Raw genomic sequence first — 24,763 nt, 5'->3', positions numbered from 1 at the left:
GTGAAGGCAGAAGCAAGCATGGCGACGATTCACGTGGACGGAAAAACCTACGAGGTCAAAGGGGCGCACAACCTGCTCCAGGCCTGCCTGTCACTGGGCCTGGATATTCCCTATTTCTGCTGGCATCCGGCCATGGGAAGTGTGGGCGCCTGTCGGCAGTGTGCCGTGCGCCAGTACAAGGACAAGGACGACAACAAGGGCGTGCTGGTCATGTCCTGCATGACCCCGGCGGCAGACCAGACCCGAATCGATATTGATGACGAGGAAGCCCGGGCTTTCCGTGCCAGTGTGGTGGAGTGGCTGATGATCAATCACCCCCACGACTGCCCGGTATGCGAGGAGGGCGGCCATTGTCACCTGCAGGACATGACCGTAATGACCGGCCATGACCGCCGCCGCTACCGGTTCAACAAGCGTACTCGCCGCAACCAGTACCTGGGGCCGTTCATTGCCCACGAAATGAACCGTTGCATTACCTGCTACCGTTGCGTGCGCTTTTACAATGACTACGCCGGTGGCACCGATCTGGGCGCCTTTGGTTCCCGGGACAACATCTACTTCGGACGTTACGCCGAAGGCACACTGGAAAGCCCGTTCTCCGGCAATCTCACCGAAGTCTGCCCTACTGGCGTGTTCACCGACCAGAGTCATTCTGATCATTACACCCGAAAGTGGGATTTGCAGTATGCACCCGGCATCTGCCACCAGTGCGCGGTCGGTTGCAACACCAGCCCCGGAGAACGCTACGGTGAGATTCGCCGCATCGAAAACCGCTACCATGGTGAGGTTAACAGCTACTTCCTCTGTGACCGCGGTCGGTTTGGTTACGGTTACGTCAACCGCTCTGACCGCCCACGGGTTCCGGAATGGATCGAACGGCCGGGGCAGGAGGCAGTGGCGCTGGGCGTGGACTCGGCCCTGGAGCGTATTACCGGCGCCCTTCGTCAGGCCCGGCGCATTATCGGCATCGGATCGCCCCGGGCCAGCCTGGAAAGCAATCATCAACTGTTGGCCATGGTGGGGCCGGAAAACTTTTCCACCGGGATAGAGTCCCGGGAGCAGGCCTGCCTGGCCATAATGAACCGGCTGCAGGAAACGTCGGGACTGCCCACCCCGACACCCCGGGAAATAGAACGCCACGATGCCATTCTGGTGTTGGGTGAGGACCCGGTCCAGAGTGCCGCGCGCCTGGGGCTGAGTCTGCGTCAGGCGGTGCTGTCACGGCGGGAAGAACTGGCTGAAAAGATCGGCGTGCCTGTCTGGAATGCGGAGGCCGTTAAGACCCTGGGGCAGGATCGGTACTACCCGCTGCACATTGTCTGGCCTGCGCCCACGGAACTGGACAGCGTCGCTGTCGCGCGCCATGCCCTGGCGCCGGACGATATCGCCCGGCTCGGTTTTGCGGTGGCTCATGCCATCGACCCGTCGGCGCCCCCGGTGCACGGTCTAGACCCGGCCAGCCAGGAGCGGGCCGGCGAAATTGCCGCCAGTCTGATAAAAGCAGAGCGACCGCTGGTTGTCAGTGGTGGCTCCCTCGTCAGCGAGGCCATCCTGGAAGCCGCCGGTGCGGTCGCCCGGGCCCTGTCCAGCCGGGCAGCGCAGGGTGGGCTGGTGTTGATCCGGCGGGAGGCCAACAGTACTGGGCTATCGCTCATGGGTGGCCAGACCCTGGACTGGGCATTGGATGAACTGAGTGAGGGCCAGGCCGATGCGGTAGTGGTTCTGGAGAACGACCTGTATCAACGTCTGCCCGCCGACCGGGTGGAACAGGCCCTGGCCCGTGCGAACACCCGCGTGGTGCTGGATCACCAGCGGACGAGAACCTCGGAGGGGGCGGGCTTCATACTGCCTGCCGCCAGTTTCGCGGAGGCGAGCGGAACCCTGGTAAACCTGGAGGGGCGCGCCCAGCGTTTCTTCCGGGTGTTCGAACCGGCCTACCTGCGCCCGGAGACACGAATTCACGAGAGTTGGCGCTGGTTGCATGCCCTGTCCGCCGGACTGCGGGGGGAAGCCCCCGGAGACATCAGCCTGGATATGGCCATCCGGGCCTGTGCCGAGGCCCATCCAGGCCTGGCCGGGATTGTGGAGGCTGCGCCCGGCTCCGATTATCGTATAGAGGGCCTGCGGCTGGCCCGTGAGCCCCAGCGTTACAGCGGCCGCACCGCCATGCGAGCCAACCTCGATGTAAATGAGCCCCGCCCTCCACAGGATACCGATACGCCCTTCGCGTACTCCATGGAAGGCTACAGCGGATCTGACCGGCCCCGGCAGCAGATACCTTTCGCCTGGGCGCCGGGCTGGAATTCCCCTCAGGCCTGGAACAAGTTCACCGATGAAGTCGGCGGCCACCTGCGCGGGGGGGACCCGGGCGTGAGACTGATTCGGCCTCAGCCCGGCCATCGCGAATACCCCGCCCCGGTCTCTAATGATGGTGCCACTGATAGTAGCGGGCTGCGGGCCCTGGTGTTGCCGCGCGTGTTCGGGGGGGAGGAGACGTCTGCCCTGGCTGAACCTATCCGGCAGCGCATGACCGCGCCGGTGGTCATGCTGGCCCACCCGGACGCCGAGGCGCTGGGCGTACGTGACGGCGACAGCCTGACGCTGCTTGGTGTGCGCGAGGGCGACAGCCTGATGCTGTTTGGTGGCCCGGTCGTCACGGTATCAGAGCGGGAAGACTGGCCCCCCGGCTGGGCTGGCCTGCCCGCGGGACTGTTGCCCGGCCTGGGGCAGGGCGCGACACTCACTTTAGGAAAACCCTCGGGAGGTGAGTCATGAGCTGGTGGACTCCGCAACTGGCAGCCACTCTCTGGGCCATGTTCCAGGCGCTGGTGATCCTGCTTGTCGTGGTCGTGGTGGGAGGGGCACTGACCGTGGTGGAACGTCGGCTGCTTGGCCTCTGGCAGGATCGTTATGGTCCTAACCGGGTGGGGCCATTCGGCACTCTTCAACTGATTGCCGATATGCTGAAGATTTTTTTCAAGGAAGACTGGACTCCACCCTTTGCCAGCCGCGGCCTGTTTATGCTGGCACCCAACATTGCCTTCGCGTCCCTGCTGCTGGCTTTCGTGATTATCCCCATAACACCCGGGTGGGGGGTGGCGGACATGCACATCGGACTGCTGTTCTTTCTGGCGCTGGCCGGCGTCAATGTCTACGCGGTGTTAATCGGTGGCTGGGCCAGTGGCAATAAGTATGCCTTGCTGGGCGCATTGCGGGCCTCGGCGCAGACCCTGTCCTACGAAGTGTTCATGGGACTGTCGCTCATGGGTGTCGTGGCCATGGCCGGCTCCTTCAACCTGCGTGATATCGTTGCGGCCCAGGAAGGCCTGTGGTTCGTGATCCCCCAGTTCCTGGGTTTCGTCACTTTTCTGATCGCCGGCATCGCCGTGACACACCGCCATCCCTTCGACCAGCCGGAGGCGGAACAGGAACTGGCGGATGGTTACCATGTCGAGTACTCCGGTATGAAGTTCGGCATGTTTTTCATTGGTGAATACGTGGGCATGGTGCTGGTTTCGGCGCTGATCGTGACGCTGTTTTTCGGTGGCTGGCAGGGCCCCTGGCTGCCACCTGTGGTGTGGTTTGCCCTCAAGACCAGCTTCTTCCTGATGCTGTTCATTCTGCTCCGGGCATCGCTGCCACGACCCAGGTATGACCGGGTAATGAGCTTTGGCTGGCGGGTGTGTCTGCCGCTGACCCTGGTCAACCTGCTGGCGACCGGGGCGGTATTACTGCTGACCGGCTCATAGGGAGGAAAGATGCGTAAAAACAAAGTGTTGTCCGTGTTCTGGCTGATACCGGCCAGTTGGTCACTGCTGCGTACCATGGGCATGGTATTCATGCACGGCTTCCGCAAGCGCGAAACCGTGAATTATCCGGAAGAGGAGGTCTATCTGCCTCCCCGGTACCGGGGCCGCATCATACTCACCCGGGATCCGGACGGCGAAGAACGATGCGTGGCGTGCAACCTGTGCGCGGTGGCCTGCCCGGTGGCCTGTATTTCCCTGCAGAAAGGTGAAAAAGACGACGGCCGCTGGTACCCGGAGTTCTTCCGTATCAACTTTTCGCGCTGCATTTTCTGTGGCATGTGTGAAGAGGCCTGCCCCACCTCCGCCATCCAACTGACACCGGATTTCGAGATGGGTGAATACCAGCGCCAGCAACTGGTATACGAGAAGGAAGACCTGCTGATCAATGGCCCCGGCAAGGACCACGACTACCACTTTTACAAGGTTGCCGGCATGGCTATCGCCGGCAAGGACAAAGGCGAGGCGCTGAATGAGGATGCCCCGGAAGATGTCCGTACGCTTTTACCCTGACCCAAAAAGGAAGCACTGATGGAACTGGGATTCTACCTTAGCGGCCTCGTGGCGGTGTTGGCCACGGTTGGTCTCATCACCGGCTCCAGTCCGGTGCATGCGGTGGTGTACCTGATTGTTTCGCTGATCGCGGTCGCCCTGGTGTTCTTCGCCCTGGGCGCGCCCTTTGCGGGTGCGCTTGAGATTATCGTCTATGCCGGCGCCATCATGGTGCTGTTCGTGTTCGTGATAATGATGCTCAATCTGCGTCCAGAGGCGAAACGGGATTCCCCGTGGCGACGTCCGGGTTACTGGCTTGGGCCGTCGCTGCTGGCCCTGGTATTGCTGGTGGCAGTGGTGGCGCTCATCGACGGCGGACACGCAGGCATGACCATTGACGGTGAGCTGATAACCGCCCGGGACATCGGTCTCACCTTGTTCGGCCCCTGGCTGATCGTGGTGGAACTGGCGGCCATTCTGCTGCTGGCGGCGCTGGTAACGGCTTCCCACGTGGGCCGGCGCATCAAACCCCGAGGCAATCGCAACCGTGGAGGCACGCAATGACTGGTATCCCGATGGAGCATGGCCTGATCCTGGCCGCCATTCTGTTCAGCCTGGGACTGGCCGGGTTGATGCTGAGGCGCAGTATGCTGTTCGTCCTGATGAGCCTGGAAGTAATGCTCAATGCCGCCGCGCTGGCCTTTGTGGTGGGCAGCACCGCCTGGAATCAGTCGGACGGGCAGGCCATGTTCCTGCTGGTGATCACCCTGGCAGCCGCCGAGGCCAGCATCGGCCTGGCGCTGATGATACAGATGTACCAGCGCTTCCGTTCACTTGAGCTGCATGAAGTCAGCAGGATGCGTGGATGATGATGGCTGCAACGTTACTCTCATTTCTGTTGCCCCTGGCCGGTGCGGTTGTTCTTGCCTTTTCCGGCGGCCGGCTGGGGCCGCGAGCCAGCACGGCCATTGGTGTGGGCAGTGTGGGGCTGGCCGCGCTGGCCACCGGCTGGGCGCTGCTGGCGTTCTCCGGCGATAGCCAGGGCTTCACGCTCTGGACCTGGGTTTCCGTGGGAGAGTTTCAGCCAACCGTGGGGCTGGCGGTTGACGGTCTCTCGCTGGTCATGATGTCGATCATCACCGGCGTGGGTTTCCTGATTCACCTGTTCGCTGCCTGGTACATGGTGGGCGAGGCTGGCGTAACCCGCTTCTATGCCTGGATGAATCTGTTTGTGTTCAGCATGCTGGTGTTGGTGCTGGCCGATAACCTGCTGTTGCTGTTCCTCGGCTGGGAAGGCGTCGGTCTCTGCAGCTACGGGCTTATCGGCTACTACTACCAGAATGAGACCAGTGGGCGGGCGGCGTTCAAGGCGTTTATCGTCACCCGCATAGGCGACGTGTTCCTCGCCCTGGGGCTGTTCCTGATTTTCGTGGAACTGGGCACCCTTGATATTGGATTGGTGCTGGAGCAGGCTCCACGGGTCTGGGCTGAGGGCAGTGTCACGGCCAATCTTGCGGCCTTGCTGGTCCTTGGCGGCGCCCTCGGCAAGTCTGCGCAGGTACCGCTGCACACCTGGCTGCCGGACGCCATGGCAGGCCCCACCCCGGTGTCGGCCCTGATCCACGCGGCGACCATGGTGACCGCCGGGGTTTATCTGATCGCCCGCCTGAACGGGCTGTTCCTGCAGGCACCGGCTGTCATGTTGCTGGTGGGCATCATCGGTGCAGTGTCGCTACTGCTGGCGGCCTTCGCGGCCCTGGCCCAGACCGACATCAAGCGTGTGCTGGCCTACTCCACCATGAGTCAGATTGGCTATATGTTCCTGGCCCTGGGGGTTGGGGCCTTTGACGCCGCGATTTTTCACCTGATGATTCATGCCTTCTTCAAGGCGTTGCTGTTCCTTTCAGCCGGAGCTGTCATCATCAGTTGTCACCATGAGCAGGATATGGGCCGATTGGGGGGGCTCTGGCGTAAACTGCCGGTCGCCTACGGAGGTTTTCTGGTGGGGGGCGCCGCGCTGGTGGCGTTGCCTTGGGTAACCGCTGGCTTCTTCAGCAAGGACGAGATTCTTTGGCAGGCCATGGCCTCGGGCCATTCCGGATTGTTCGCAGCGGGCCTGATCGGAGCAGTGCTTACTGGCCTTTACACAGTGCGGCTTATCCTGGGTATTTTTCATGGCGAGCCCGGGAGTGATCATGCACGCCATCCCCGGCCCGGCACCAGCCCTCTCACTCATCACCTGCCTTTGGCCACTCTGGCCGTGCTCTCAACCTTCATCGGTGCCTGGCTGTATCCGGGGCTTGATGAGCTGTTTCCGGCGCCGCCCGGTGACGCCACAACTGCCGGCTACACCCTGTTTCAGTTCCTGGCCATCGGAGCGGCACTCTCTGGCCTCGCTCTGGCCGGCTGGCTGTTCCTGGCGCGGCGCCGGTGGCTTGACGAACAGGTCCGTCGCGGCCTGGGGGCGCAACTCTGGACCCTGTTCAACCGGGCATGGGGCTTCGATGCCCTGTTCGACCGGACACTGGTCCGGCCCTGGCAGGGGCTGGTACGTGTGCTGCGTTTCGACTTCATTAACCTGGGTATGAACCTGCCGGCCCTGCTTGCCCGCGTTGGCAACGCCGGCCTGGTAAAGACCCAGAACGGCCAGATACGGACCTACGCCAGAATGATGGTGTTCGGTGCCACGATCATACTGGTTGGCCTGGCACTGACTCAGGGAGGTGGCGCATGATTCTGTTCTGGCTGATTCTGATTCCCTTCCTCGGTGGCTTACTATGCTGGCAGGCGGAGCGCTGGGGCGAACAGGCGCCGCGCTGGATTGCCCTGGGCACCATGCTGTTCGTGCTGGTGGCCAGCATAGTGCTTTGGTCAGGCGGCGATTTCAGCGCCCTCGGCGCCGGAGAAAGGCCGTGGCTGCTGGAGTGGCGGATACCCTGGATTCCTCGTTTTGGTATTGAGGTTCATCTGGCCCTGGACGGCTTGTCGCTGATTTTGATTGGCTTGACCGGCTTTCTCGGAACGCTGGCGGTACTTTGCTCATGGAAAGAAATAGTCGAGCGGGTCGGCTTTTTTCATCTGAACCTGCTGTTTGTCCTGGGCGGCGTGGTGGGTGTTTTTCTGGCGCTGGATCTGTTCCTGTTTTTCCTGTTCTGGGAGTTGATGCTGGTGCCCATGTATTTTCTGATCGCCCTCTGGGGGCACAGTGGCTCGCCGGGGCAAACCCGGATTCGAGCGGCCATCCGCTTCTTCATCTACACCCAGGCCAGCGGTCTGCTGATGCTGGTGGCGATCCTTGCGCTGGTTTTCCTGCACTATGCCAGCTCCGGAGAGATAACCTTCAGCTATGAAGCACTGCTGAACGCGGATTTGCCCGATAACGTGTCCTTCTGGATTATGCTCGGGTTTTTTGTCGCCTTTGCGGTGAAGCTTCCCGTGGTGCCTTTTCATGGCTGGCTGCCGGATGCGCACGCCCAGGCGCCCACCGCCGGCAGCGTGGACCTTGCCGGCATTCTGCTGAAAACGGCCGCCTACGGCATACTGCGCTTTGCAATTCCGCTGTTCCCGGAGCAGTCACAGGCCTTTGCGCCGGTGGCCATGGCTTTGGGGGTTGTTGGCATCATCTACGGCGCGGTGCTGGCCTGCGGCCAGCAGGACATAAAGCGGCTGATTGCCTACGCCAGTATATCCCATATGGGGTTCATACTGATTGCGCTTTACTCCGGTTCGGAGCTGGCGATTCAGGGGGCGATCATTATTATGGTGGCCCACGCGTTCTCAAGCTCCGCTCTCTTTATCCTCAGCGGCCAGGTCTATGAACGTATTCACACCCGGGATATGCGTCGCATGGGCGGGTTGTGGGGCCGGATACCGACATTGCCCGGATTTACTCTGTTTTTCATGGCGGCCTCCCTGGGGATGCCCGCCACAGCCAATTTCATAGGAGAGTTCATGGTGCTGTTCGGTACTTTCCGCAGTGCTCCGGTCGTAGTGGTCATCGCCAGCGCCGGGCTGGTGCTGGCGGCGATCTATTCGCTGCTGATGATGCAGCGGGTGCATTTCGGGCCCGAACAGCATCCGGGGCGGCTCGCCGGCCCGGATGTGCGGGAATACAGCATGATGCTGGCCTTGCTTGGACTCACTCTGGCGGTGGGCCTTAACCCGCAACCCCTGCTTGAGATGACCGTCTCAATGGTGCAGCCGGTGGCGGAGTTGTTTGTGGCCGGCCCGGCCCGGGCAGGAGGGATGAACTGATGCTGACCCTGAGCGATCTCGTAGGGCTGTTGCCTCTGCTTATCGTTGCCACTACAGCCCTGTTGGTGATGCTGGGAGTCGCCTGGCAGCGTCATCACGGTGGTACGGCGGCCGTAACCGTCACTGGCCTGGTCCTGGCCCTGGCGAGCCTGCCGCTGGCCTCGGCTGCCTCCTCGACGCCGCCGCTGATGGCCCTGGACGGCCTTGCCCTCATGGGCAGCGTGCTTGTGCTGGTGAGCGGCCTGTTTGTCGCCGCTCTGAGTCAGGGGTACCTGGCCGGCTACCAGGGGCCGAAGGAAGAGTTTTACCTGCTGTTGCTTTGCGCGGTGACGGGTGCCCTGGGCCTGGTGGCCAGCAACCATCTGGCGATTCTGTTCATCAGCCTGGAGTTGCTGTCAATGCCTTTGTACGGCATGGTGGCATACAGTTTCCGGACAGAAAGGTCCCTGGAGGCGGGGATCAAATATCTCATATTGTCCGCCGCCGCCACCGCTTTTTTGCTGTTCGGCATGGCGCTGATCTATGCCCGCACCGGCCAACTTGAGCTGGCTGCTCTTGCCGCGGGGCTGGCCGGCAGTCCGGACCCCTGGATGCTGGGCGGTGCCGTTCTGATCCTTGTGGGTCTGGGGTTCAAGTTATCCGTCATGCCCTTTCATCAGTGGACACCGGACGTATATCAGGGAGGTCTGGCCCCGGCGGCCACCGTGCTGGCCACGGTGAGTAAGCTGGCGGTGTTTCTGGTACTGCTGCGGCTGGTGCTGGTGGCGCCGGTGTTCAAGAGTGAGTGGCTCCTTATCCTGATCAGTCTGCTGGCCCTCCTTAGTATGTTGGGTGGCAACCTGCTGGCCCTCTTCCAGTCTAACCTGAAGCGACTGCTGGGCTATTCCTCCATAGCCCACATGGGTTACCTGCTGGTGGCCGTTATAGTGGGCGGTCCCCTGGCGGTGGAAACCACCGGTGTTTACCTGTTCACCTACCTTGTTGCCACAATGGGGGCGTTTGGCGTGATTATGCACGTCTCCAGCCCCTTCAGTGGCGAGGATGCCGCCGGGCTGCACCATTACAGGGGGCTGTTCTGGCACAGTCCCTGGCTGGCGGCACTAATGACTCTGAGCATGTTGTCCCTGGCCGGTATTCCGCTGACCGCCGGGTTCATTGGCAAGTTCTATATCATTGCCCTGGGTGTGGAGGGCAGCCGGTGGTGGCTCGTTGGGGGGATCGTTATTGGTAGTGTTGTCGGGCTGTTCTACTACCTGCGGGTGATCGTCACTCTGTATCTGCGTGAACCTGGCATACAGAAAAACGTTACCGAGGTCGGCCATGGGCGGATGGGCGAGCTTGCCCTTCTGATTATTGCCGCCTCCATACTTCTGCTGGGCATTTACCCGGCGCCGGTGATTGACTGGGTGGCCGGTCTTACCTGGGCGGCCTGAGCGCCCGAAACAGAGCTTCCTCCGGAGAATTGTCCCGCGCCCGGTGAGAGGTGACGGGGCTTTGTTGCTCCGGGAGTCTGCGTGATTTCTGCCGCGCAGACTCCCAGGGCAGGAGGATAGCACCGGATTTTTCAGGTTGATTCTTATTTTCAGTGTCAGTTCAGTTTTGGGTGGTTAACTGTGGCCGCAAGGTTGAAGAATCGGAGAGATCCTTCTTCAGCTCACTGACGAGGAGGTGAAATGAATACGAATTTTTGCAAAGTGACTGCGATCTTCTCCAGTCTGGACCTGAAGAAAGTAGAGGAGGCCCTGATCGAGGCAGGTTTTTCCGCCATGACGGTGTCCAGAACGCATGGCCGTGGCAGATATAAAAACTACTACGCAAAAGACACCATGGCTGACTCTGTTCGCGTGGAGGTATTCGTGAAAGCGGAGCAGGCGGACAACGTCGTTAACACCATCGCCCGAACGGTACACAAGGGGCTCGACAGCGACGGAATCATAGCTGTTCTACCGGTGGAAGACCTGCTGCACATCCGTGACTTTAAGGAGGCCGAGTGATCGGGCGCCACGGTGTTGTATGTCCTTGCGGCAAGGTGATGAGAAGGCGAGAGCGGACATGATGGATGGCAATGAGACTGAGACTGGGGCTGGCGCCGGAACCGGAGCCACCATGTTATCTGGCCGAAATGGCACGGTTGAAATTGCCGGTGCCGGGCCGGCCGGGCTGGCGGCCGCCATCACACTGGCGCGCGCCGGACGCGCGGTGGTTGTGCATGAGGCCCGGGCCGAGGTGGGGCACCGCTTCAAACGGGACCTGCAGGGTCTGGAGAACTGGACCACGCAGCAGGATGCCCTGATGGTGTTGCAGGAGCTTGGAATTACTACCGACTTCAAACGAGTTGCATGCCGCCGGGGTACCGCCTTCGATGCCTGGGATTCCCCGTACGCCATTGAGAGCGTTGAGCCGCTGTTCTATCTGGTGGAGCGTGGCTCCGGGCCAGACACATTGGACACGGCGTTGTTGAGACAGGCCAGGGATCTTGGCGTGCAGGTGCATTTCAAAAGCCGGCTGCGGCATGCCCGGGGCCCGGCCATCCTGGCGACCGGACCAAAGGCCGCCGATGCCATCGCGGTCGGCTATCATTTCGATACAACCATGCCGGACGGTTTCTGGGCAATTTGTGATGACAACCTTGCCCCGAAAGGGTATGCCTATCTGTTGGTAATGGGTGGCAAGGGAACGGTAAAAAGTTGCATGTTTACTGGTTTCAGGGATGAAGCAAAGTATGTGGAGCGTACCGTCAGTGCGTTCCAGAGGCTGGCCGGCATGGAGATGATGAATCCCCGGCCCCACGGCGGTGTTGGGAACTTCCGGATTCCTGCAACCGCACTGTCCGGGGCGCACCCGGTAGCGGGCGAGCAGGCCGGCTTCCAGGATACGTTGTGGGGCTTCGGGATGCGTGCGGCCATCACCTCCGGTGTGCTGGCAGCGCGCAGTCTGCTGCATGGTGACGACTACAACCGGCTCTGGCGAGAATCCCTGAAGCGTCCGATGGCGGCGGCGTTGGTGAACCGCGCATTTTATGGGCTGCTGGGTAACCGCGGTTATCGCTGGTGCATGCGCCGCCAGGAAAACCATCTGGATGCGCGCGAGTTCTTGCGCCGTCTCTACCGGCCCACACTTGCCAGACGTTTGCTGGCGCCGTTGGCGGGTTTGCATTTGCGGAGCCAGCGCGAGGATATAGGCTGCAATCATGTCGATTGCAGCTGTGTCTGGTGTCGCCATGGCCGGGAGCCGCATACATAATGACAACCGTCGGCAAGGGCTCCGGAGTTGAGTAATGAATGAGTCGATCAGTCATAGTGGAGCATGGGGCATCGCGATTATTGTGATCGTACTGATATCCTGGTTCTTCTACCGCTATTTTGCACCGAAGAACTGGCGCGAGTGGGCGGGCGCCGGGGCAGTCCAGGCCTTTATTATCGCCCTCTATGCCGAGATGTACGGTTTTCCGCTCACCATTTATCTGTTGGTGCGTTTTTTCGGGCTCGACAGTGAGTACGTCAGTGCAAGTCTCTGGTCCACACTGGTCGGGCTGGGTGAGACCGGCATGTTCGTCTCGATGCTGCTTGGCTACGCAATTGCATTTCTCGGCGTGGGCCTGTTCATCCAGGGGTGGCGCCAGGTGTACCGGGCGCGCAAGGAAGACAGGCTGGTCACCGATGGCCTTTATGCCTACGTTCGACACCCTCAGTACACTGGCTTGTTCATCGCCTTGTTCGGCGAGGGTGTGGTGCACTGGCCAACATTGTTCTCGATCAGCTTGTTTCCGGTAATCGTGCTCGTCTACGTCTGGCTGGCGTATCGCGAGGAAGAACAGGTGGTCGCCAGGTTCGGCGATGCTTATCGGACCTATCAACGCCAAGTGCCCATGTTTATCCCCCGCTGGGGGCAGTGGCGGCGGCTTGCGAATGCGTCGCAGGACCGCTCAGATCGCGGCGATTTGAAATGACGGTTTCTGGCAGCGCTCCTTGCATGCAAGGCACGGATTTTGCGAGACTGTTTTCGGTATTGCCTGTTTGTTACGGTCGCCGGGGAGGTTGTCGGCGAGAGCTATCCTGGCTTCAGCACCACCCCCGAAACGCATGGTTGCGTGAAATGGAGAATACAGCATGAGTGCTCTGGAGCAATACAGCCTGCTGCTGGGTCTGGTGATTGGCACCGGTGGCGTCGTCCTGAGCCTGTACGGCCTTGCCCGCGCGATGGGTCCGACACGTCGGGAGCCGGGTAAAGATGTGCCGGCAAGCTCTGGTGTGCTGTCGCGGAATCCGGTGTGGGGGCGCTATCACGCCCGCTACTACGGTTACGCATTGCTGTTTCTGGCCTTTGATATGGAGATGGCGTTCATGTACCCCTGGGCAGTCGCGTACAAAGAGGTAGGTCTGGTTGCCCTGCTTGATATGGGCGTGTTTCTTGCCATTCTCTTTCTCGGCTTGCTCTACGGATGGAGCCAGGGGGCTCTGAGGCGTCAATGACTTCTGATTCGGTAATGGCCATCACGGGTGCGCGGCAGCGACAGGAACGGTCCGCAATACTGCAGAAGTGGGTCTCCCGGGCCCTCGCGCGTAACCTGAGTTGTCTGGTTGTGCCGGGTCCGGAAGTGGCCCTGGCGCACGGTCTGGATGTGATAGCGGCAGGCCTGCGCATCACCGCCACGCCCCGCGATGCAGGTGTGCTGCTGATTGTCGGGCAGTTATCAGGGAAAATGAGCGAGGCTGCGGCGGTGCTCTACGCGCAGATGCCCCGGCCACGCGCCATTCTCGTGATGGGCGGGCAGGCACCGTCATCTTTGCCGAACGCCGATGTTTCCGCAGGTCTTTCTCAAGAGGAACTGACCAGCGCGGTTGACTGGCTGAAGCGCGCAGTGGCTGAGGGCGCCTTTGCAGCCTCACCCGAGGATTTCGACGCCTCTGTCCTGCATGCCAGGATCGAGTATGTCTGCCCCATGCATCCGGAAGTTGTCCAGGACGAGCCGGGCAGTTGCCCCAAGTGCGGCATGGATCTGGTCGCCCGCGAGGCCGGGGAGTCAACGCCTGAGCACGGGCACGATCATGAACACCATCACGATCAGGAGCGCCAGCACCATGATCACGAACAGATCCATGATCACAGGCATCATCAGGACCATAGGCACGATCACAGTCACCAACACCAACACCAACACCAACACCAACAGGGTCAGCCTCAGGAGCGGGCCGGTACTGAATATACCTGCCCCATGCACCCGGAAGTTGTCCGGGATGAGCCGGGCAGTTGTCCCAGGTGCGGCATGGATCTGGTAGCCCGTGAGAGTGTGGAACCGGCCCCCGCGCACGGCCATGATCACGAGCACCAGCATCACGAACACCATCACGAACACCACCACGAACACCACCACGGTGGAGCCGACGGCCACTCAGCGCACGATCACTCCGGACACGATCATGCCGGACACGATCACTCCGGACATGATCATGCAGGTCAGGGCCACGCGGGGCACGATCATGGTGCCATGGGGTTCATGTCCATGATCGAAGTGACCAAGGACCTTCCGCGTAGCGCCGACGGCCTGGCGATGGACTGGCTCGAGGTACCCTTCGGTCCAGTCTTCCCTGGCTTGCCAGGTGGTCTGAAGTTGACGCTGACGCTGGACGGTGATGGGGTGACTGAGGGGCAGGCGACATCCCTGGTGGGCATAGCCACCGAAGGTGAAGAGATGGATGTCGATACCTTCATCGAGCACCTGTCGGCTTCAACGCCACTGGCACCCGTGAGCTACCGTCTGTTAGCCTGCCTGGCCATCGAACAGGCGACCGGCCTGGAAGAGAATGCAGCGATCACCCGGGCCCGGGCCAGCGCTCTTGAGCGTGAGCGCATTGCCAGTCATCTGGGTTGGCTGGCCCAACTGGGGCGTCAGCTCGGCTTCGCCTGGCTGACGCACCGTGCTTCGACCCTGCAACTTAAAATCCAGTACGCCAGTCAGGAACGGCTGGCTGAGCTGGAGCCGGCGCTGCGGGCATTGGCTACCCGTCTCGGGAGAACACCCCTGCTCAAGTCGCGACTGAAAGGCACCGGGGTACTGCCAGCGGGTTCTTCTGGCCTGCGTGGTCCCGTGGCGCGCGCTGCTGACGAAGCCAGGGATGCCTGGGCGCGCCTGTGGCAGCGCCTGGCCGAAATCACGGCGAGCCTTGATGTCATCAAGGCGGGCGGGGAGCCGGAGCTACCCTCCCTGCGAACCGTCGGCCATGCATCCGGGGCCGGTGAGGCAGCCGTGGAAACCCCGCGCGGCGTGGCTCAGCTGAGTCTGGCACTGGAACACGGCCAGGTGAAATCCTACAGGCTGGACACCGCCTGCAGTCACCATATCGGCCTGGTCGCAAAGCTTGTCGAGGGTCGGGAGCTGGGCGACGCGCTGTTGGCGGTCGGATCACTTGACCTGTCGCCCTGGGAGGTGATCTCGTGAACATCGCCATCGTGCTGCTTGCGTTGCTTGGCAGCGTCTGGCTGCTCGCCGTGATCGAGAGCTGGGCGACAACTGGCCGTCTGCGTCCGACCGCGCCCCTGCTCAGCGGCCTGGCGCACCTCGGCCGTGAATCCATGGTACCCCGTACGCCGGACCGGGTCTTTTTCGAGACCGCTCCGGTGCTGCTCCTGGTTGTCGCGGTGCTTGGCGCGGCGGTGCTGCCGCTGGCGCCGACTCTGGTGATTGCGAATCTGGCCACCGGTGCGCTGTTCATCAACGCGGCGCTTGCCTATGTGCTGGTCGCGCTGATCATGGGCGGTTGGGGCCCGAATGGCGCCTACGCCATGATCGGTGGCTGGCGCTTCCTTGGCCAGCTCATCGCCTACGCCATGCTCATCGTCATGCCCCTCACAGCGGTGGCCATGCGCGCCGAGTCCCTGGTGACCACCGTGATTGTTGACTCCCAGGACGGCTTGTGGAACATGGTCTATCAACCCCTTGGTTTCGTGCTGTTTTTCATTGCCGCCATGGCGCTGGCGTTCCGTGCGCCTTTCGACCTGCCCACCGCAGAGGGGGAATTGGGCGGGGGCGTGGATGCGGAATACACCGGCGTGCGCCTGGCGGTACTGCGCCTGGCCCGGCTGACGCTGCTGGTCACGCTGGCTTCCGCGATCACGGTGTTCTACCTCGGCGGCTGGCACGGGCCGCTGCTGCCGCCCTGGGCCTGGAGCCTGATCAAGACGTTGGCCGTAGCCGTGTCGATGCTCCTGGCCGGTCGCTATCTGCCGCGCATCCGTGAGGCGGATTTGATGAGGTGGTGCTGGACCCTGGGGATTCCGCTGGCACTGCTCAATATCGTTGTTGTCGGTTTACTGGTTCTGGTGGTTCCATAATGTATGCTCAGGCTTTTTTTGTTGCCGTTTTCGGCCTGGCCGCCATTGGTTTCGGCGTGGTGGTGTTTCGTACATCCTCCATGGTTCGTTCCGCGCTGGCGCTGTTGTTTTCGCAAACTGCCGTCGGCTGCATGTTCCTGGCCATGCAGACTGAATTCCTGGGCGTGCTGCAGATCATGATGATGGCCACGGAGATGAGCATCATGGCTATCTTCATGGTGATGTTCATGATGGATCCAGGCGGGCTTGGCGGGATGGAAATGACCCACCAGAAGCGCTTTTCGATGGGCGCCGGGGCGGTTGCGGCCGGCGCCGCGATTGCGGTTGCACTTCTGGCCGACTGGGGGCCGGTGACGGTCCAGGCGCCGGGCGCGGCGGAGCAGACACGGGCCCTGGGCATCGAGTTGCTGGGGCGTTCCATGCTGATCTTCGAAACCGCCGGCGTCACGATCCTGACCTCAATGATCGCGGCCACGGCGGTGGCGATACGGGTACACAACTTGTCCGGTAACGACGACAAGGAAACCAAGGAGGCTTCGGAATGATGACAGTCCTGATCCTGGCGCTTGTGACCGGTGCAATCCTGTTCGGCGTTGGTGTCTATGGTGCACTGTCCCAGACCAATCTGGTCATGATCATGATGGGAGTGGAACTGATTCTTTCCGGGGCGCTGGTGAATCTGGTGGCCTTCTGGCGTTTTCTGCACCCCGAGAGCTACTCCGGCCAGATGTTTGGGTTGGTGGTGATGACGGTCATGGCGGTTGAAATGGCGGTCGGTTTCGGCGTTGCGGTTGCACGTTTCCGGGCCAAGGGCTCGGTAGAAATGGAGGAAGCCGGGGACCTGAAAGGATGAGTGCTGTGCTTATGCCGATATTGCCGCCGCTGATCGCCGCCCTGGCTGTGTTGGTACTGCGCCGGGGCGGGCCTGCGCTGGCCCTGGCCGGCGCAGCGCTCAGCCTGGCAGGAAGTCTCTGGCTCCTGGCCCGGGTCGCCGGCGGTCAGGCCGAAACCCTGCTTCTGCCCGGCCTGCCGGGAATGCCGCTTCGACTGGTCGCCGAGCCCCTGACGGCGCTGCTGGCGGTGGCAGTGGCTACCGTGGGTACGTTCGTGCTGGCCCATGCCGTCGGTTATATGAAGCGGGAGTCCGGCCTGTGCCGCTTCTACGCCCTGATGTCCCTGTTCCTGGCCGCCATGCAGGCGCTGGTGCTGGCCGGCGACTGGGTTCTGCTGCTGGCGGCCTGGGAATTGATCGGTGTGTGCAGTTATCTGCTGATTGGCTTCTGGTTCCAGCGGCCCGAGGCCGCGGACGCCGCTGGTCGCGCCTTCCTCTGTACCCGTAGCGCCGATCTGGGTCTGTATGCGGCGGTATTCATACTTATCGGGTGGGCAGGTACCAGCGAGATCGCCGCCTCCCTGGAGGCCGGTGGCAGTGCATCGACCGTCGCCGGGCTTTTGTTGCTGCTGGCGGCCATGGGCAAGTCTGCCCAGGTCCCCTTGCAGGACTGGCTTATGCGTGCCATGGCGGGACCAACACCGGTTTCGGCGCTGCTGCACTCGGCTACTCTGGTGGCGGCGGGCGCTATCCTGCTGATCCGTTCGGCCCCGCTGCTGAGCCCCGAGGTGTTGCTCGCCGTCGGACTTGTCGGCGGCGTTACCACGGTGGCAGCCGGGGTTATTGCACTTGCCGAGCGTGATCTCAAACGCCTGCTCGCGGCGTCCACGGCCAGTCAATATGGCCTGATGCTGGTCGCGGTCGGCGCCGGGGTTCCGCTGGCTGCCCTGTTGCATTTGCTCGCCCATGCCGCCATTAAAAGTACCCTGTTTCTTGCCGCTGGCGACTTCCAGCATGCCCGCGAGGGTACCGGTTTCGATCAGTTGAAGGGCGTTGGCCGCGCCAGGCCCTGGACGTTTGCCGGCTTTGCGCTGGCGGCGCTGGCGCTGGCCGGTATCCCGCCACTGAGCGGATTTTTCTCCAAGGATGCGATAATCGCCGCTGCCTTGTCCACGCCGGGCGCCGCCTGGCTCGGTTCTCTGGCGCTGGCGGGCACCCTGCTGACCGGTGCCTACATGGCGCGGTCGTTGCGTCTGCTGTGGCAAGGCTCGGGTGAAACCCGGGCGGTTTCTGGCAGTGCCTGGATGCGTGCGGGCATTTGGGGGTTGGTGGTCCCGGCCACCACCCTTGGCCTGGCCTTCGGCCCCATCGAGGTAATGCTTGGTCTGCCTGGCCCTGAAGCTGAAGGCGCTGTGGTCGTGGTGCTTGGGCTCATTGCGGCGGTAATCGGCCTGGCGTTGGGCTGGCTGGTGCCGGCTCCCCGCCTGCTTGGACCGGTCTATCCATGGGCAGGGCGTGGACTTGCCATTGGCGGCGGGCTTACGGTCTGGGTCGGGAGACCTGCAATGGCCGTTGCGCGAGGCTGTGAGTGGCTGGAGGGTCGCCTGTATACCGCCGTCCTCAATGTCGGCCGGGCCGGGCTCGCCCTGGCGCGGCTGGCGCGTGCCAGCGACGAGCGCCGTATCGATGGCCTGATCTTCGCCCTGGTGGCGGGCATGCGGGCCTTGGGGGGGCACGCCCGCGCACTGCAAAGTGGTCTGATCCATCGTGAGCTGGCCGTCAGTGTCGCGGTTACGGCCGCGGGGCTGGTCGTGCTGTTTGTGATCTTGTTTCGTTTCTAGTTTCTAGCTGCGTTTCCAGTTGCTACCAGTCTCTAAAGGGAATCCGATATTCATGCTACCATTCGTATCCATCACCTTGTTCCTGCCCCTGGCCGGCGCCGCCCTGATCCTGGCCCTGCCACGACCGACCGCAAGGACTGTGCACGGCATTGGCATCGCCACCGCCTCCCTGACACTGGCTTTCGCCGTTGCCATGTGGTTGCGGGGTGTCGACGGCCAGGGCTTTTCACAGGTCGAGGAGCTGCAGTGGATTCCGGCAATTGGTGCCGCTTACCGGGTGGGGGTTGACGGCATAAGCCTGCCGCTGGTGTTGCTGAGCGCCGTGCTTTTCCTGGTCGCGTTTATCTACGCTTCGTCGCTTCGCGAGCGACCGCGCGCCTATGTGGCCCTGGCGCTGCTTCTGGAGACCGCGGCAATCGGTACCTTTACCGCTCTCGATGGGATTTTGTTCTACGTCTTCTTCGAAGTTTCCCTGGTGTCGATGTACTTCATGATCGCCGACTGGGGACACGAGGACCGGCAGCGTGCAGCCGTGATGTTCTTTATTTATACGCTGCTGGGCAGCCTGCCGCTGTTGCTCGCGATCCTGGGGCTTTACCTGGGCAGTCCTGAACCGACCTTCGACATGCGGGCCTGGATCGAGAATCCGCCACTGGAAGGGGCGGCGGCCATGTGGGCATTGGTCGCTATGCTGATCACCTTTGCGGTAAAGATCCCCGCAGTGCCGCTGCATACCTGGTTGCCTGCCGCTCACGTCCAGGCGCCGACCGTTGGCAGTGTCATCCTGGCGGGCATCATGCTGAAGTTCGGCACCTATGGGCTGGTGCGCTTCGCCCTGCAAATGACCCCCGAGGCTTTTCGTGAAGCCGGAGTCGTTGTTCTGATCCTGGGTGTTGTCAGCGCGCTCTACGGGGCTTTTGCCGCCCTGGCACAGACGGATCTTAAGCGCCTGGTTGCCTATACCTCAATCAACCATATGGGCTATGTGATCGTCGGCGTTGCGGTGGCCGCACTGACTTTGGACCCAACGATACGTGCCGTCGCGCTGGATGGGGCCGTGTTGCAGATGTTCAGTCACGGTCTGGTCACCGGCGCCCTGTTCTTGTTGGTGGGTATGATTCAGGACCGCGCCCATACCCGCGAAATGGGCGAGTTTGGCGGCCTGCTCAAGACGGTCCCGATGCTTGGCTGGTCATTTATATTGGCAGCTTTTGCGTCCCTGGGCCTGCCCGGGCTGGCGCACTTTCCGGCAGAGTTCCAGATATTTCTCGCCACTTTGAGTGACGCGCCGGTAGCGATTATTGTGATTCTGGGTATTGCCATTATCGCCGGCGTCTTCCTCAAGGCATTGCGCGAAACCTTTCTGGGCGAGCCCCGGCAACGCTGGCAGGCTATGCCGGACCTGAGTACGCGGGAATGGCTCGCCGTGGCGCCACTGCTGGTGCTCACCGTGGCCACCGGCGTGGCGCCGTCCTGGGTGCTGGACATTATTCACCGGACCACATCGGCACTGGTGCTGTAATGGGGCGTGATCTTGCGTTATTAACTCCGGAAATTGTCGCGCTGTTGACGGCGGTCGGCGCGCTGGTCGCGGAAATGCTGCGCAGGCCGCGAATTGCGCTAATGGTTGCCGTCATCGGCCTGCTCGCGGCCACGGGACTGACCTTGCGCCTGATTGGCACGGACACAACGGTGTTCGGCGGCAGCTTCCGGATCGACGAACTCAGTGTCTGGGCCAAGCTCATTCTGCTGCCGGCCACCGTGCTCTCCATGCTGCTGGCGCAAGTGGATGTGCGAGGTACCGCGCGCGAGGGTACGGTCTACAGCCTGCTGTGCTTTGCCACCCTCGGCGCCCTGGTTCTGGCCGGCGCGGGCGATACGATGTTCCTGGTATTGGGCACATTGTTGACCGGCCTGGCCACCTTTGCCCTGGTTGCCTATCCGGACACCGACCCGGCCACCGAAGCCGCCATGAAATTCTTCGTGTTCGCCTCGGTCACCGGTGCAATCATGATTTTCGGCCTGAGCTACTGGTTCGGCGCGGCCGGCTCCACCTTGCTTGCTGATCTGCCGGGCATGGATACCATGCCGATGGCCGTCATCATCGGTTTTGTGGCGGTCGTTATTGGCCTTGGCTACAAGGCATCTCTGGTTCCGTTTCATTTCTGGGCACCAGACGCTTACGAGGGCGGGCCGCTCTCGGTAGCGGCCTATCTGTCCGTAGTGCCCAAGATCGGCGCCCTGTTCGCACTCGCCCAGGTAGTTCGCGACCTGCCCCCGGAAAGCGGTTGGGCTGCCGCTATCGCGGGTCTGGCCGTTCTGACCATGACCTATGGCTATCTCGCGGCGCTGGTGCAGGATAATGTCATCCGGTTGCTGGCCTATTCTTCGATTGCCCAGTCCGGCTACTTTCTGCTGGGCATCGTCGCGGTGGGCTCAAGCAAACTCGCGCTGACATCCGTTATCCTGTTCGCCGCCGCCTACGCCGCCATGAATCTGGGCGCTTTTGCCGTTACCGGGGCAGCCGGCCGTGTGCTGGACGCTTTCCGTGGGCTGGGCCGGGCAAAGCCAGTGACTGGAATCGCGATGGTGATTTTCCTGCTGTCGCTGATCGGTATTCCGCCACTTGCCGGCTTCGTTGGGAAGTTCCTGCTTTTCGCCGCCGCCATTGATGTCCAGTTCACCTGGCTGGCGGTGGTGGCGATTGCCAACAGTGTGCTTTCACTGGCGGTATATCTGCGCATCGTCATACCCATGTACCAGCAGGCGGAGACGGAATTCTCCCCGCTGGGCGGAGGTCTTGGCACGGTGGTAATGACAACCCTTGCCGCCACACTGTTCATTGGCCTGGCGGCCCAGTTCTTTCTCGCGGGACTGGTGGGGTGGCCATCCTAGTGCCCCCCACGGCGACGCTGGCAATCGTGCCGGCCATGAGCACTCCGCTGGCCTCCATTTTCGGCAGTGGCTTTTTGGTCATCATACCGGTACTGGCCAGCAGTGTGGGGCCGTATTCCTTGTGGGCGATGCTGGCGGTGGCTTTTGTCGCTTTTCACACCGGTGCCGTTGTGCGCCATAACATTCTGTGTGCCGAACCGGTGCTGGCGGCGGGCAGTAAACGTGTGACACTCACTCTCGAACGGCTGTCGGATGTGGCGCTGGTGTTGGCCTATATCGTGTCCGTGTGCCTGTATATTCATATCCTGAGCGCCTTCGTGCTCGGGGCCTTGGATCTGGATTCGGGCTTCAACAAGAGCCTGCTTACCACACTGGTGATCGGCGTGATCACCGCAATTGGCATCATGGGTGGCTTGAGGCCGTTGGAGCGGATGGAGCGGTGGGCTCTGTATGTGACCATCCTGGTGCTCGCGGTGCTGCTGGTCGCCTTCGCCCTGCGTGATGTCAGCGACTTTCTGGACACCGGGCGTTTGGCACTGCCATCCTTGCCGCAACGTTCCGGCTGGGAAATGGTGACCATGGTGGCCGGTACCCTGATCGTGGTGCAGGGCTTCGAAACGCCACGTTATCTCGGCCGGAGTTTTGATACCTGGACGCGGATCCACGCCTCGCGCTGGTCGCAATACGTATCTCTCACGGTCTACGTGGTGTTCGTTGCCGTGGTCTTGCCCTTGGTGACAATTCTGGACGGGCAATACGCAGACAACAGCCTGATCCAGCTGGCTGCCTCGGTCTCGGTACTGCTTTCGGTGCCGCTTATCCTCGCCGCCGGCCTGTCACAGTTTTCCGCTGCCGTGGCGGACACCCTGGCCGCCGCGGCAAACCTGGAAGAAGTGACGCGGCGGCGTCTCACCCAGCGTTGGGGTTACCTGCTGGTAGGCGGTGCGGCCATGGCGCTGGCCTGGTCGGGTTCCACCTTTACGGTGATCGCGCTGGCATCACGCGCCTTCGCTCTCTACTACCTGTTGCAATGTCTGGTGGCCCTGACGGTGTGCCGCAACCGGCGTGAGCGAGTACGTTTCTTCCTGGTTGCACTGGCACTCATTTTTGTCCTCCTTTTTGCGGTGCCGGCCGGTTGATTCAATCATCAGAAAAATGAAGAGGTCGGGGCCTTCGGCCCGTAGGCACAGGAGAGATGGGGAATCAGGTTTCGAGTACTCGCTCAAGTTCCAGCACGGCTTGGGTATGACTTGCTACGCTCATTCTGGAAAGGTTTTGCAGTTTCCAGCGCACGGCTGGCAAGTGTTCGATGTCTGTGACATCGAGTAGAGACCAATCGGGAGTGCCGTGCTTGAATGTGAGTAGGAACTTTCGGTCCCTCTCTGTCAGTGAGGAGTTAATCAGTTCGATAAGGTTACCCCGAGTTTCTTCTAAATCACGGAGGGAAACTTCTTCTTGCGCCATGCTTCGAAATTCGCCCTCATACAATCCGGAAATGTCCTTGAGCCGCGGACGCAGCAACTCTGATATAGGCCGGTTGTGGCTAATCAGGTAGACCAGTAGGGCTTGCCTCAGGTTATGATCAAATCCTTCAGTATCCAGTAATAGTTTGACGTCAAACAAATCCCTGGGATGTTGCCGGTCAAGAGCTGCGCATATCTTTCCAGCGAAGAGATCTGCGAAATGGACGACTTGAATTTCGGCGTATCCGAAATCCTCTTCCACGCCTTCATTGACGGCCATTACAGCTGATGGATAAACCGTTCCTCGCAATACTGGTGAAAGCTCGATTTTAATCTGGGCATTGCCGGTGCTTACAGTGAGGCGCAATGCATCCTGTTTTACTTGAAACGACTCCACAACTTTGGCGCCCCCTATTCCTGACCGAATGGAGTCGGCTAGTTCTGAAAGGGTCTGACGGATCGTGTCCAGCGCCTCCTTGCGTTCCATCATAGGAAGGAAGACCAGATCAATGTCCACGGAGAGTCGGGGGAAATTTCGAACAAACAAGTTGATGGCAGTGCCACCCTTGAGAGCGAAGCATTGGTACTCGGCCACGAAGGGTATGAGTCGCAGTAATAATTTAACCTGTTGGGTGTATTGCTCTCGTTTATCCATGTTCATCGTCCTCGTGCATCCCTTTTGGGACTGTTATAGCCCATCGAGTGCTAAGCCTGCCTTGCTCGGCTAAGACCCTCTTGCCGGATCCGAGGTCATATGCGCTGGGGTCAAGGCGTTTAAACCAGGCATGGTCGTTTCGCTCAGCCAGCCAAAGAAATAGTCTTTTTACTTTGATGCTTCGGCAGGATCGCAGGAGAACATCGATCTTTCGTGGTGATAGATTCGATAGTCCCTGCATTAGCGCATCAGCATGCTCAAAGCTGACTGCTGAGGGCACGTTGACCAGAACCTCCAAAAAGGCTTTCTCTGGACATGAATACGTTACTGGAGGGAGCTTATCCAGCCAGTGATATTCCCGAGTAAACCTGGCATCTGTCATTACTGATTCGCACCAGAGTCGGACTGTGCTGTGATGCTCAAGGTGGACGTCGATAGGGATTCTCCCAAGCCATCCGGGTAGCGGAGATCCGGAATAGAGTTGGATCCGAGTCTCTGCGCTCACTGACAAAAAATGAGTTAAGCCGGCGAGGTCCAAAGCAGCTAATCCGCCAACATGGATGGGCTTCTCTGACATTCTTTGGAGCGATGCGACAATTCCCGGCCAGTTTATGGATTGGCCATATAGGGTGTACACACCTGTTGCCAAGGGGATCAATGTCTGGCTACGTATTGCATTGTCCAGGAAATGCAGACTTAGTCCCTGGTGGCGCAACCACTGCTTGGTGGCCACCATGGAAAGGGGGAGCAGATCTTGAAGTTTCTTGCGGGCTTCTTTGTTGAGCATGGTTTACTAATTCCCGATTGCACGGCAATTATTGACGTAAATTTCATGCTACCGAAACTATTTTAATATTCAATGTTTATTGAAAAAGAAATCCACGCCGATTATTGACGTGAAATATTGAATAGGTAAACCGCATGGTGATACCTGGTCTCATCATAGGGTCTGGACACCGGCGCTAAATGAAGGCGTCTCAGATTCGCCTTAATCAGAAGATATGAATGGATAGGTCTGGTGACGGGGTCCAGTTTCGGTGTAGCAACTGGAAGGGTTGTTTTCCAGAAACAACAAAGCCCGGATCTTTCGATGCCGGGCCAAGTTTCTGATAAATCTGGTCGGGACGGTAGGATTTGAACCTACGACCCCTTGCACCCCATGCAAGTGCGCTACCAAGCTGCGCTACGCCCCG

The 24,763-nt window shown here is 60.9% G+C and carries 22 protein-coding genes and 1 tRNA gene; 20 read left to right on the top strand and 3 right to left on the bottom strand.

The genetic code is table 11. The features are described 5' to 3' along the window. Nucleotides 1-18 precede the first annotated feature (18 nt). The 20 genes from nuoG to QPL96_RS00355 all read left to right on the top strand — a co-directional run bounded on the left by nuoG (nucleotide 19) and on the right by QPL96_RS00355 (nucleotide 22,591). Nucleotides 19-2,775: an NADH-quinone oxidoreductase subunit NuoG gene (nuoG, locus tag QPL96_RS00450; RefSeq protein ID WP_303284866.1), complete on the top strand. Its 2,757-nt coding sequence runs from the start codon at nucleotides 19-21 to the stop codon at nucleotides 2,773-2,775. Next, nucleotides 2,772-3,749 (top strand): NADH-quinone oxidoreductase subunit NuoH, encoded by a 978-nt coding sequence (gene nuoH, locus QPL96_RS00445; protein WP_303284864.1) that lies wholly within the window; start codon nucleotides 2,772-2,774, stop codon nucleotides 3,747-3,749. Before nuoG ends, nuoH begins: the two co-directional genes overlap by 4 nt. A gap of 9 nt (nucleotides 3,750-3,758) precedes the next feature. Then, the gene (gene nuoI / locus QPL96_RS00440; protein WP_303284862.1) at nucleotides 3,759-4,319 is read left to right on the top strand and encodes an NADH-quinone oxidoreductase subunit NuoI; all 561 of its coding nucleotides are present in this window, start codon (nucleotides 3,759-3,761) and stop codon (nucleotides 4,317-4,319) included. A gap of 18 nt (nucleotides 4,320-4,337) precedes the next feature. Next, nucleotides 4,338-4,862, top strand: coding sequence for an NADH-quinone oxidoreductase subunit J (gene nuoJ, locus QPL96_RS00435; RefSeq protein WP_303284861.1), 525 nt, complete (start codon nucleotides 4,338-4,340; stop codon nucleotides 4,860-4,862). After that, nucleotides 4,859-5,167: an NADH-quinone oxidoreductase subunit NuoK gene (gene nuoK, locus QPL96_RS00430; RefSeq protein WP_303284860.1), complete on the top strand. Its 309-nt coding sequence runs from the start codon at nucleotides 4,859-4,861 to the stop codon at nucleotides 5,165-5,167. Before nuoJ ends, nuoK (QPL96_RS00430) begins: the two co-directional genes overlap by 4 nt. After that, entirely contained in the window at nucleotides 5,164-7,032 is a 1,869-nt protein-coding gene (gene nuoL, locus QPL96_RS00425) for an NADH-quinone oxidoreductase subunit L (protein ID WP_303284859.1), read from the top strand. Before nuoK (QPL96_RS00430) ends, nuoL begins: the two co-directional genes overlap by 4 nt. Beyond that, nucleotides 7,029-8,552, top strand: a complete 1,524-nt coding sequence (gene nuoM / locus QPL96_RS00420) for an NADH-quinone oxidoreductase subunit M (protein WP_303284858.1) — start codon at nucleotides 7,029-7,031, stop codon at nucleotides 8,550-8,552. Before nuoL ends, nuoM begins: the two co-directional genes overlap by 4 nt. Further along, on the top strand, nucleotides 8,552-9,985 hold the full coding sequence (gene nuoN / locus QPL96_RS00415; RefSeq protein ID WP_303284857.1) for an NADH-quinone oxidoreductase subunit NuoN: 1,434 nt from the start codon (nucleotides 8,552-8,554) through the stop codon (nucleotides 9,983-9,985). Before nuoM ends, nuoN begins: the two co-directional genes overlap by 1 nt. A 240-nt stretch (nucleotides 9,986-10,225) precedes the next feature. Beyond that, entirely contained in the window at nucleotides 10,226-10,546 is a 321-nt protein-coding gene (locus tag QPL96_RS00410; RefSeq protein WP_303284855.1) for a P-II family nitrogen regulator, read from the top strand. A gap of 112 nt (nucleotides 10,547-10,658) precedes the next feature. Further along, on the top strand, nucleotides 10,659-11,795 hold the full coding sequence (locus QPL96_RS00405; protein ID WP_303284854.1) for an NAD(P)/FAD-dependent oxidoreductase: 1,137 nt from the start codon (nucleotides 10,659-10,661) through the stop codon (nucleotides 11,793-11,795). 34 nt (nucleotides 11,796-11,829) lie between these two features. Next, a complete protein-coding gene (locus tag QPL96_RS00400) occupies nucleotides 11,830-12,501 on the top strand; it encodes an isoprenylcysteine carboxylmethyltransferase family protein (RefSeq protein WP_303284853.1) in 672 nt (223 codons plus the stop codon). Nucleotides 12,502-12,661: 160 nt separating this feature from the next. Then, nucleotides 12,662-13,024, top strand: a complete 363-nt coding sequence (locus tag QPL96_RS00395) for an NADH-quinone oxidoreductase subunit A (RefSeq protein WP_303284852.1) — start codon at nucleotides 12,662-12,664, stop codon at nucleotides 13,022-13,024. Beyond that, nucleotides 13,021-14,991 carry a heavy metal-binding domain-containing protein gene (locus QPL96_RS00390; protein WP_303284851.1) on the top strand — a complete coding sequence of 657 codons (1,971 nt, stop codon included), beginning with the start codon at nucleotides 13,021-13,023 and terminating at the stop codon, nucleotides 14,989-14,991. The genes QPL96_RS00395 and QPL96_RS00390 overlap by 4 nt, the downstream gene beginning before the upstream one ends. 50 nt (nucleotides 14,992-15,041) lie before the next feature. Beyond that, nucleotides 15,042-15,884 carry a complex I subunit 1 family protein gene (locus QPL96_RS00385; RefSeq protein ID WP_303284849.1) on the top strand — a complete coding sequence of 281 codons (843 nt, stop codon included), beginning with the start codon at nucleotides 15,042-15,044 and terminating at the stop codon, nucleotides 15,882-15,884. Next, on the top strand, nucleotides 15,884-16,429 hold the full coding sequence (locus tag QPL96_RS00380) for an NADH-quinone oxidoreductase subunit J (protein WP_303284847.1): 546 nt from the start codon (nucleotides 15,884-15,886) through the stop codon (nucleotides 16,427-16,429). Before QPL96_RS00385 ends, QPL96_RS00380 begins: the two co-directional genes overlap by 1 nt. Next, nucleotides 16,426-16,737, top strand: a complete 312-nt coding sequence (gene nuoK / locus QPL96_RS00375) for an NADH-quinone oxidoreductase subunit NuoK (protein WP_303284845.1) — start codon at nucleotides 16,426-16,428, stop codon at nucleotides 16,735-16,737. Before QPL96_RS00380 ends, nuoK (QPL96_RS00375) begins: the two co-directional genes overlap by 4 nt. Further along, nucleotides 16,734-18,557 (top strand): NADH-quinone oxidoreductase subunit L, encoded by a 1,824-nt coding sequence (locus tag QPL96_RS00370; RefSeq protein ID WP_303284844.1) that lies wholly within the window; start codon nucleotides 16,734-16,736, stop codon nucleotides 18,555-18,557. Before nuoK (QPL96_RS00375) ends, QPL96_RS00370 begins: the two co-directional genes overlap by 4 nt. Nucleotides 18,558-18,609: 52 nt before the next feature. Next, the gene (locus tag QPL96_RS00365) at nucleotides 18,610-20,079 is read left to right on the top strand and encodes a NuoM family protein (protein WP_303284843.1); all 1,470 of its coding nucleotides are present in this window, start codon (nucleotides 18,610-18,612) and stop codon (nucleotides 20,077-20,079) included. Continuing rightward, the gene (locus QPL96_RS00360) at nucleotides 20,079-21,452 is read left to right on the top strand and encodes an NADH-quinone oxidoreductase subunit N (protein ID WP_303284842.1); all 1,374 of its coding nucleotides are present in this window, start codon (nucleotides 20,079-20,081) and stop codon (nucleotides 21,450-21,452) included. The genes QPL96_RS00365 and QPL96_RS00360 overlap by 1 nt, the downstream gene beginning before the upstream one ends. Further along, the gene (locus tag QPL96_RS00355) at nucleotides 21,440-22,591 is read left to right on the top strand and encodes a hypothetical protein (protein WP_303284841.1); all 1,152 of its coding nucleotides are present in this window, start codon (nucleotides 21,440-21,442) and stop codon (nucleotides 22,589-22,591) included. The genes QPL96_RS00360 and QPL96_RS00355 overlap by 13 nt, the downstream gene beginning before the upstream one ends. 64 nt (nucleotides 22,592-22,655) lie before the next feature. Here the strand turns inward: QPL96_RS00355 and QPL96_RS00350 are convergent, their stop codons facing one another. From QPL96_RS00350 to QPL96_RS00340, 3 genes are all read right to left on the bottom strand, one after another. Further along, nucleotides 22,656-23,570 carry a nucleotidyl transferase AbiEii/AbiGii toxin family protein gene (locus tag QPL96_RS00350; RefSeq protein WP_303284840.1) on the bottom strand — a complete coding sequence of 305 codons (915 nt, stop codon included), beginning with the start codon at nucleotides 23,568-23,570 and terminating at the stop codon, nucleotides 22,656-22,658. Beyond that, nucleotides 23,563-24,357: a type IV toxin-antitoxin system AbiEi family antitoxin gene (locus tag QPL96_RS00345; RefSeq protein WP_303284838.1), complete on the bottom strand. Its 795-nt coding sequence runs from the start codon at nucleotides 24,355-24,357 to the stop codon at nucleotides 23,563-23,565. Before QPL96_RS00345 ends, QPL96_RS00350 begins: the two co-directional genes overlap by 8 nt. A gap of 329 nt (nucleotides 24,358-24,686) precedes the next feature. Next, nucleotides 24,687-24,763 (bottom strand) — tRNA-Pro (locus tag QPL96_RS00340).

The organism is Marinobacter sp. SS8-8 (genome assembly GCF_030540945.1).
Classification (GTDB): domain Bacteria; phylum Pseudomonadota; class Gammaproteobacteria; order Pseudomonadales; family Oleiphilaceae; genus Marinobacter.
Note: the sequence above shows the minus strand (reverse complement) of the source record. Positions and strands in the feature narration are given on the sequence as shown.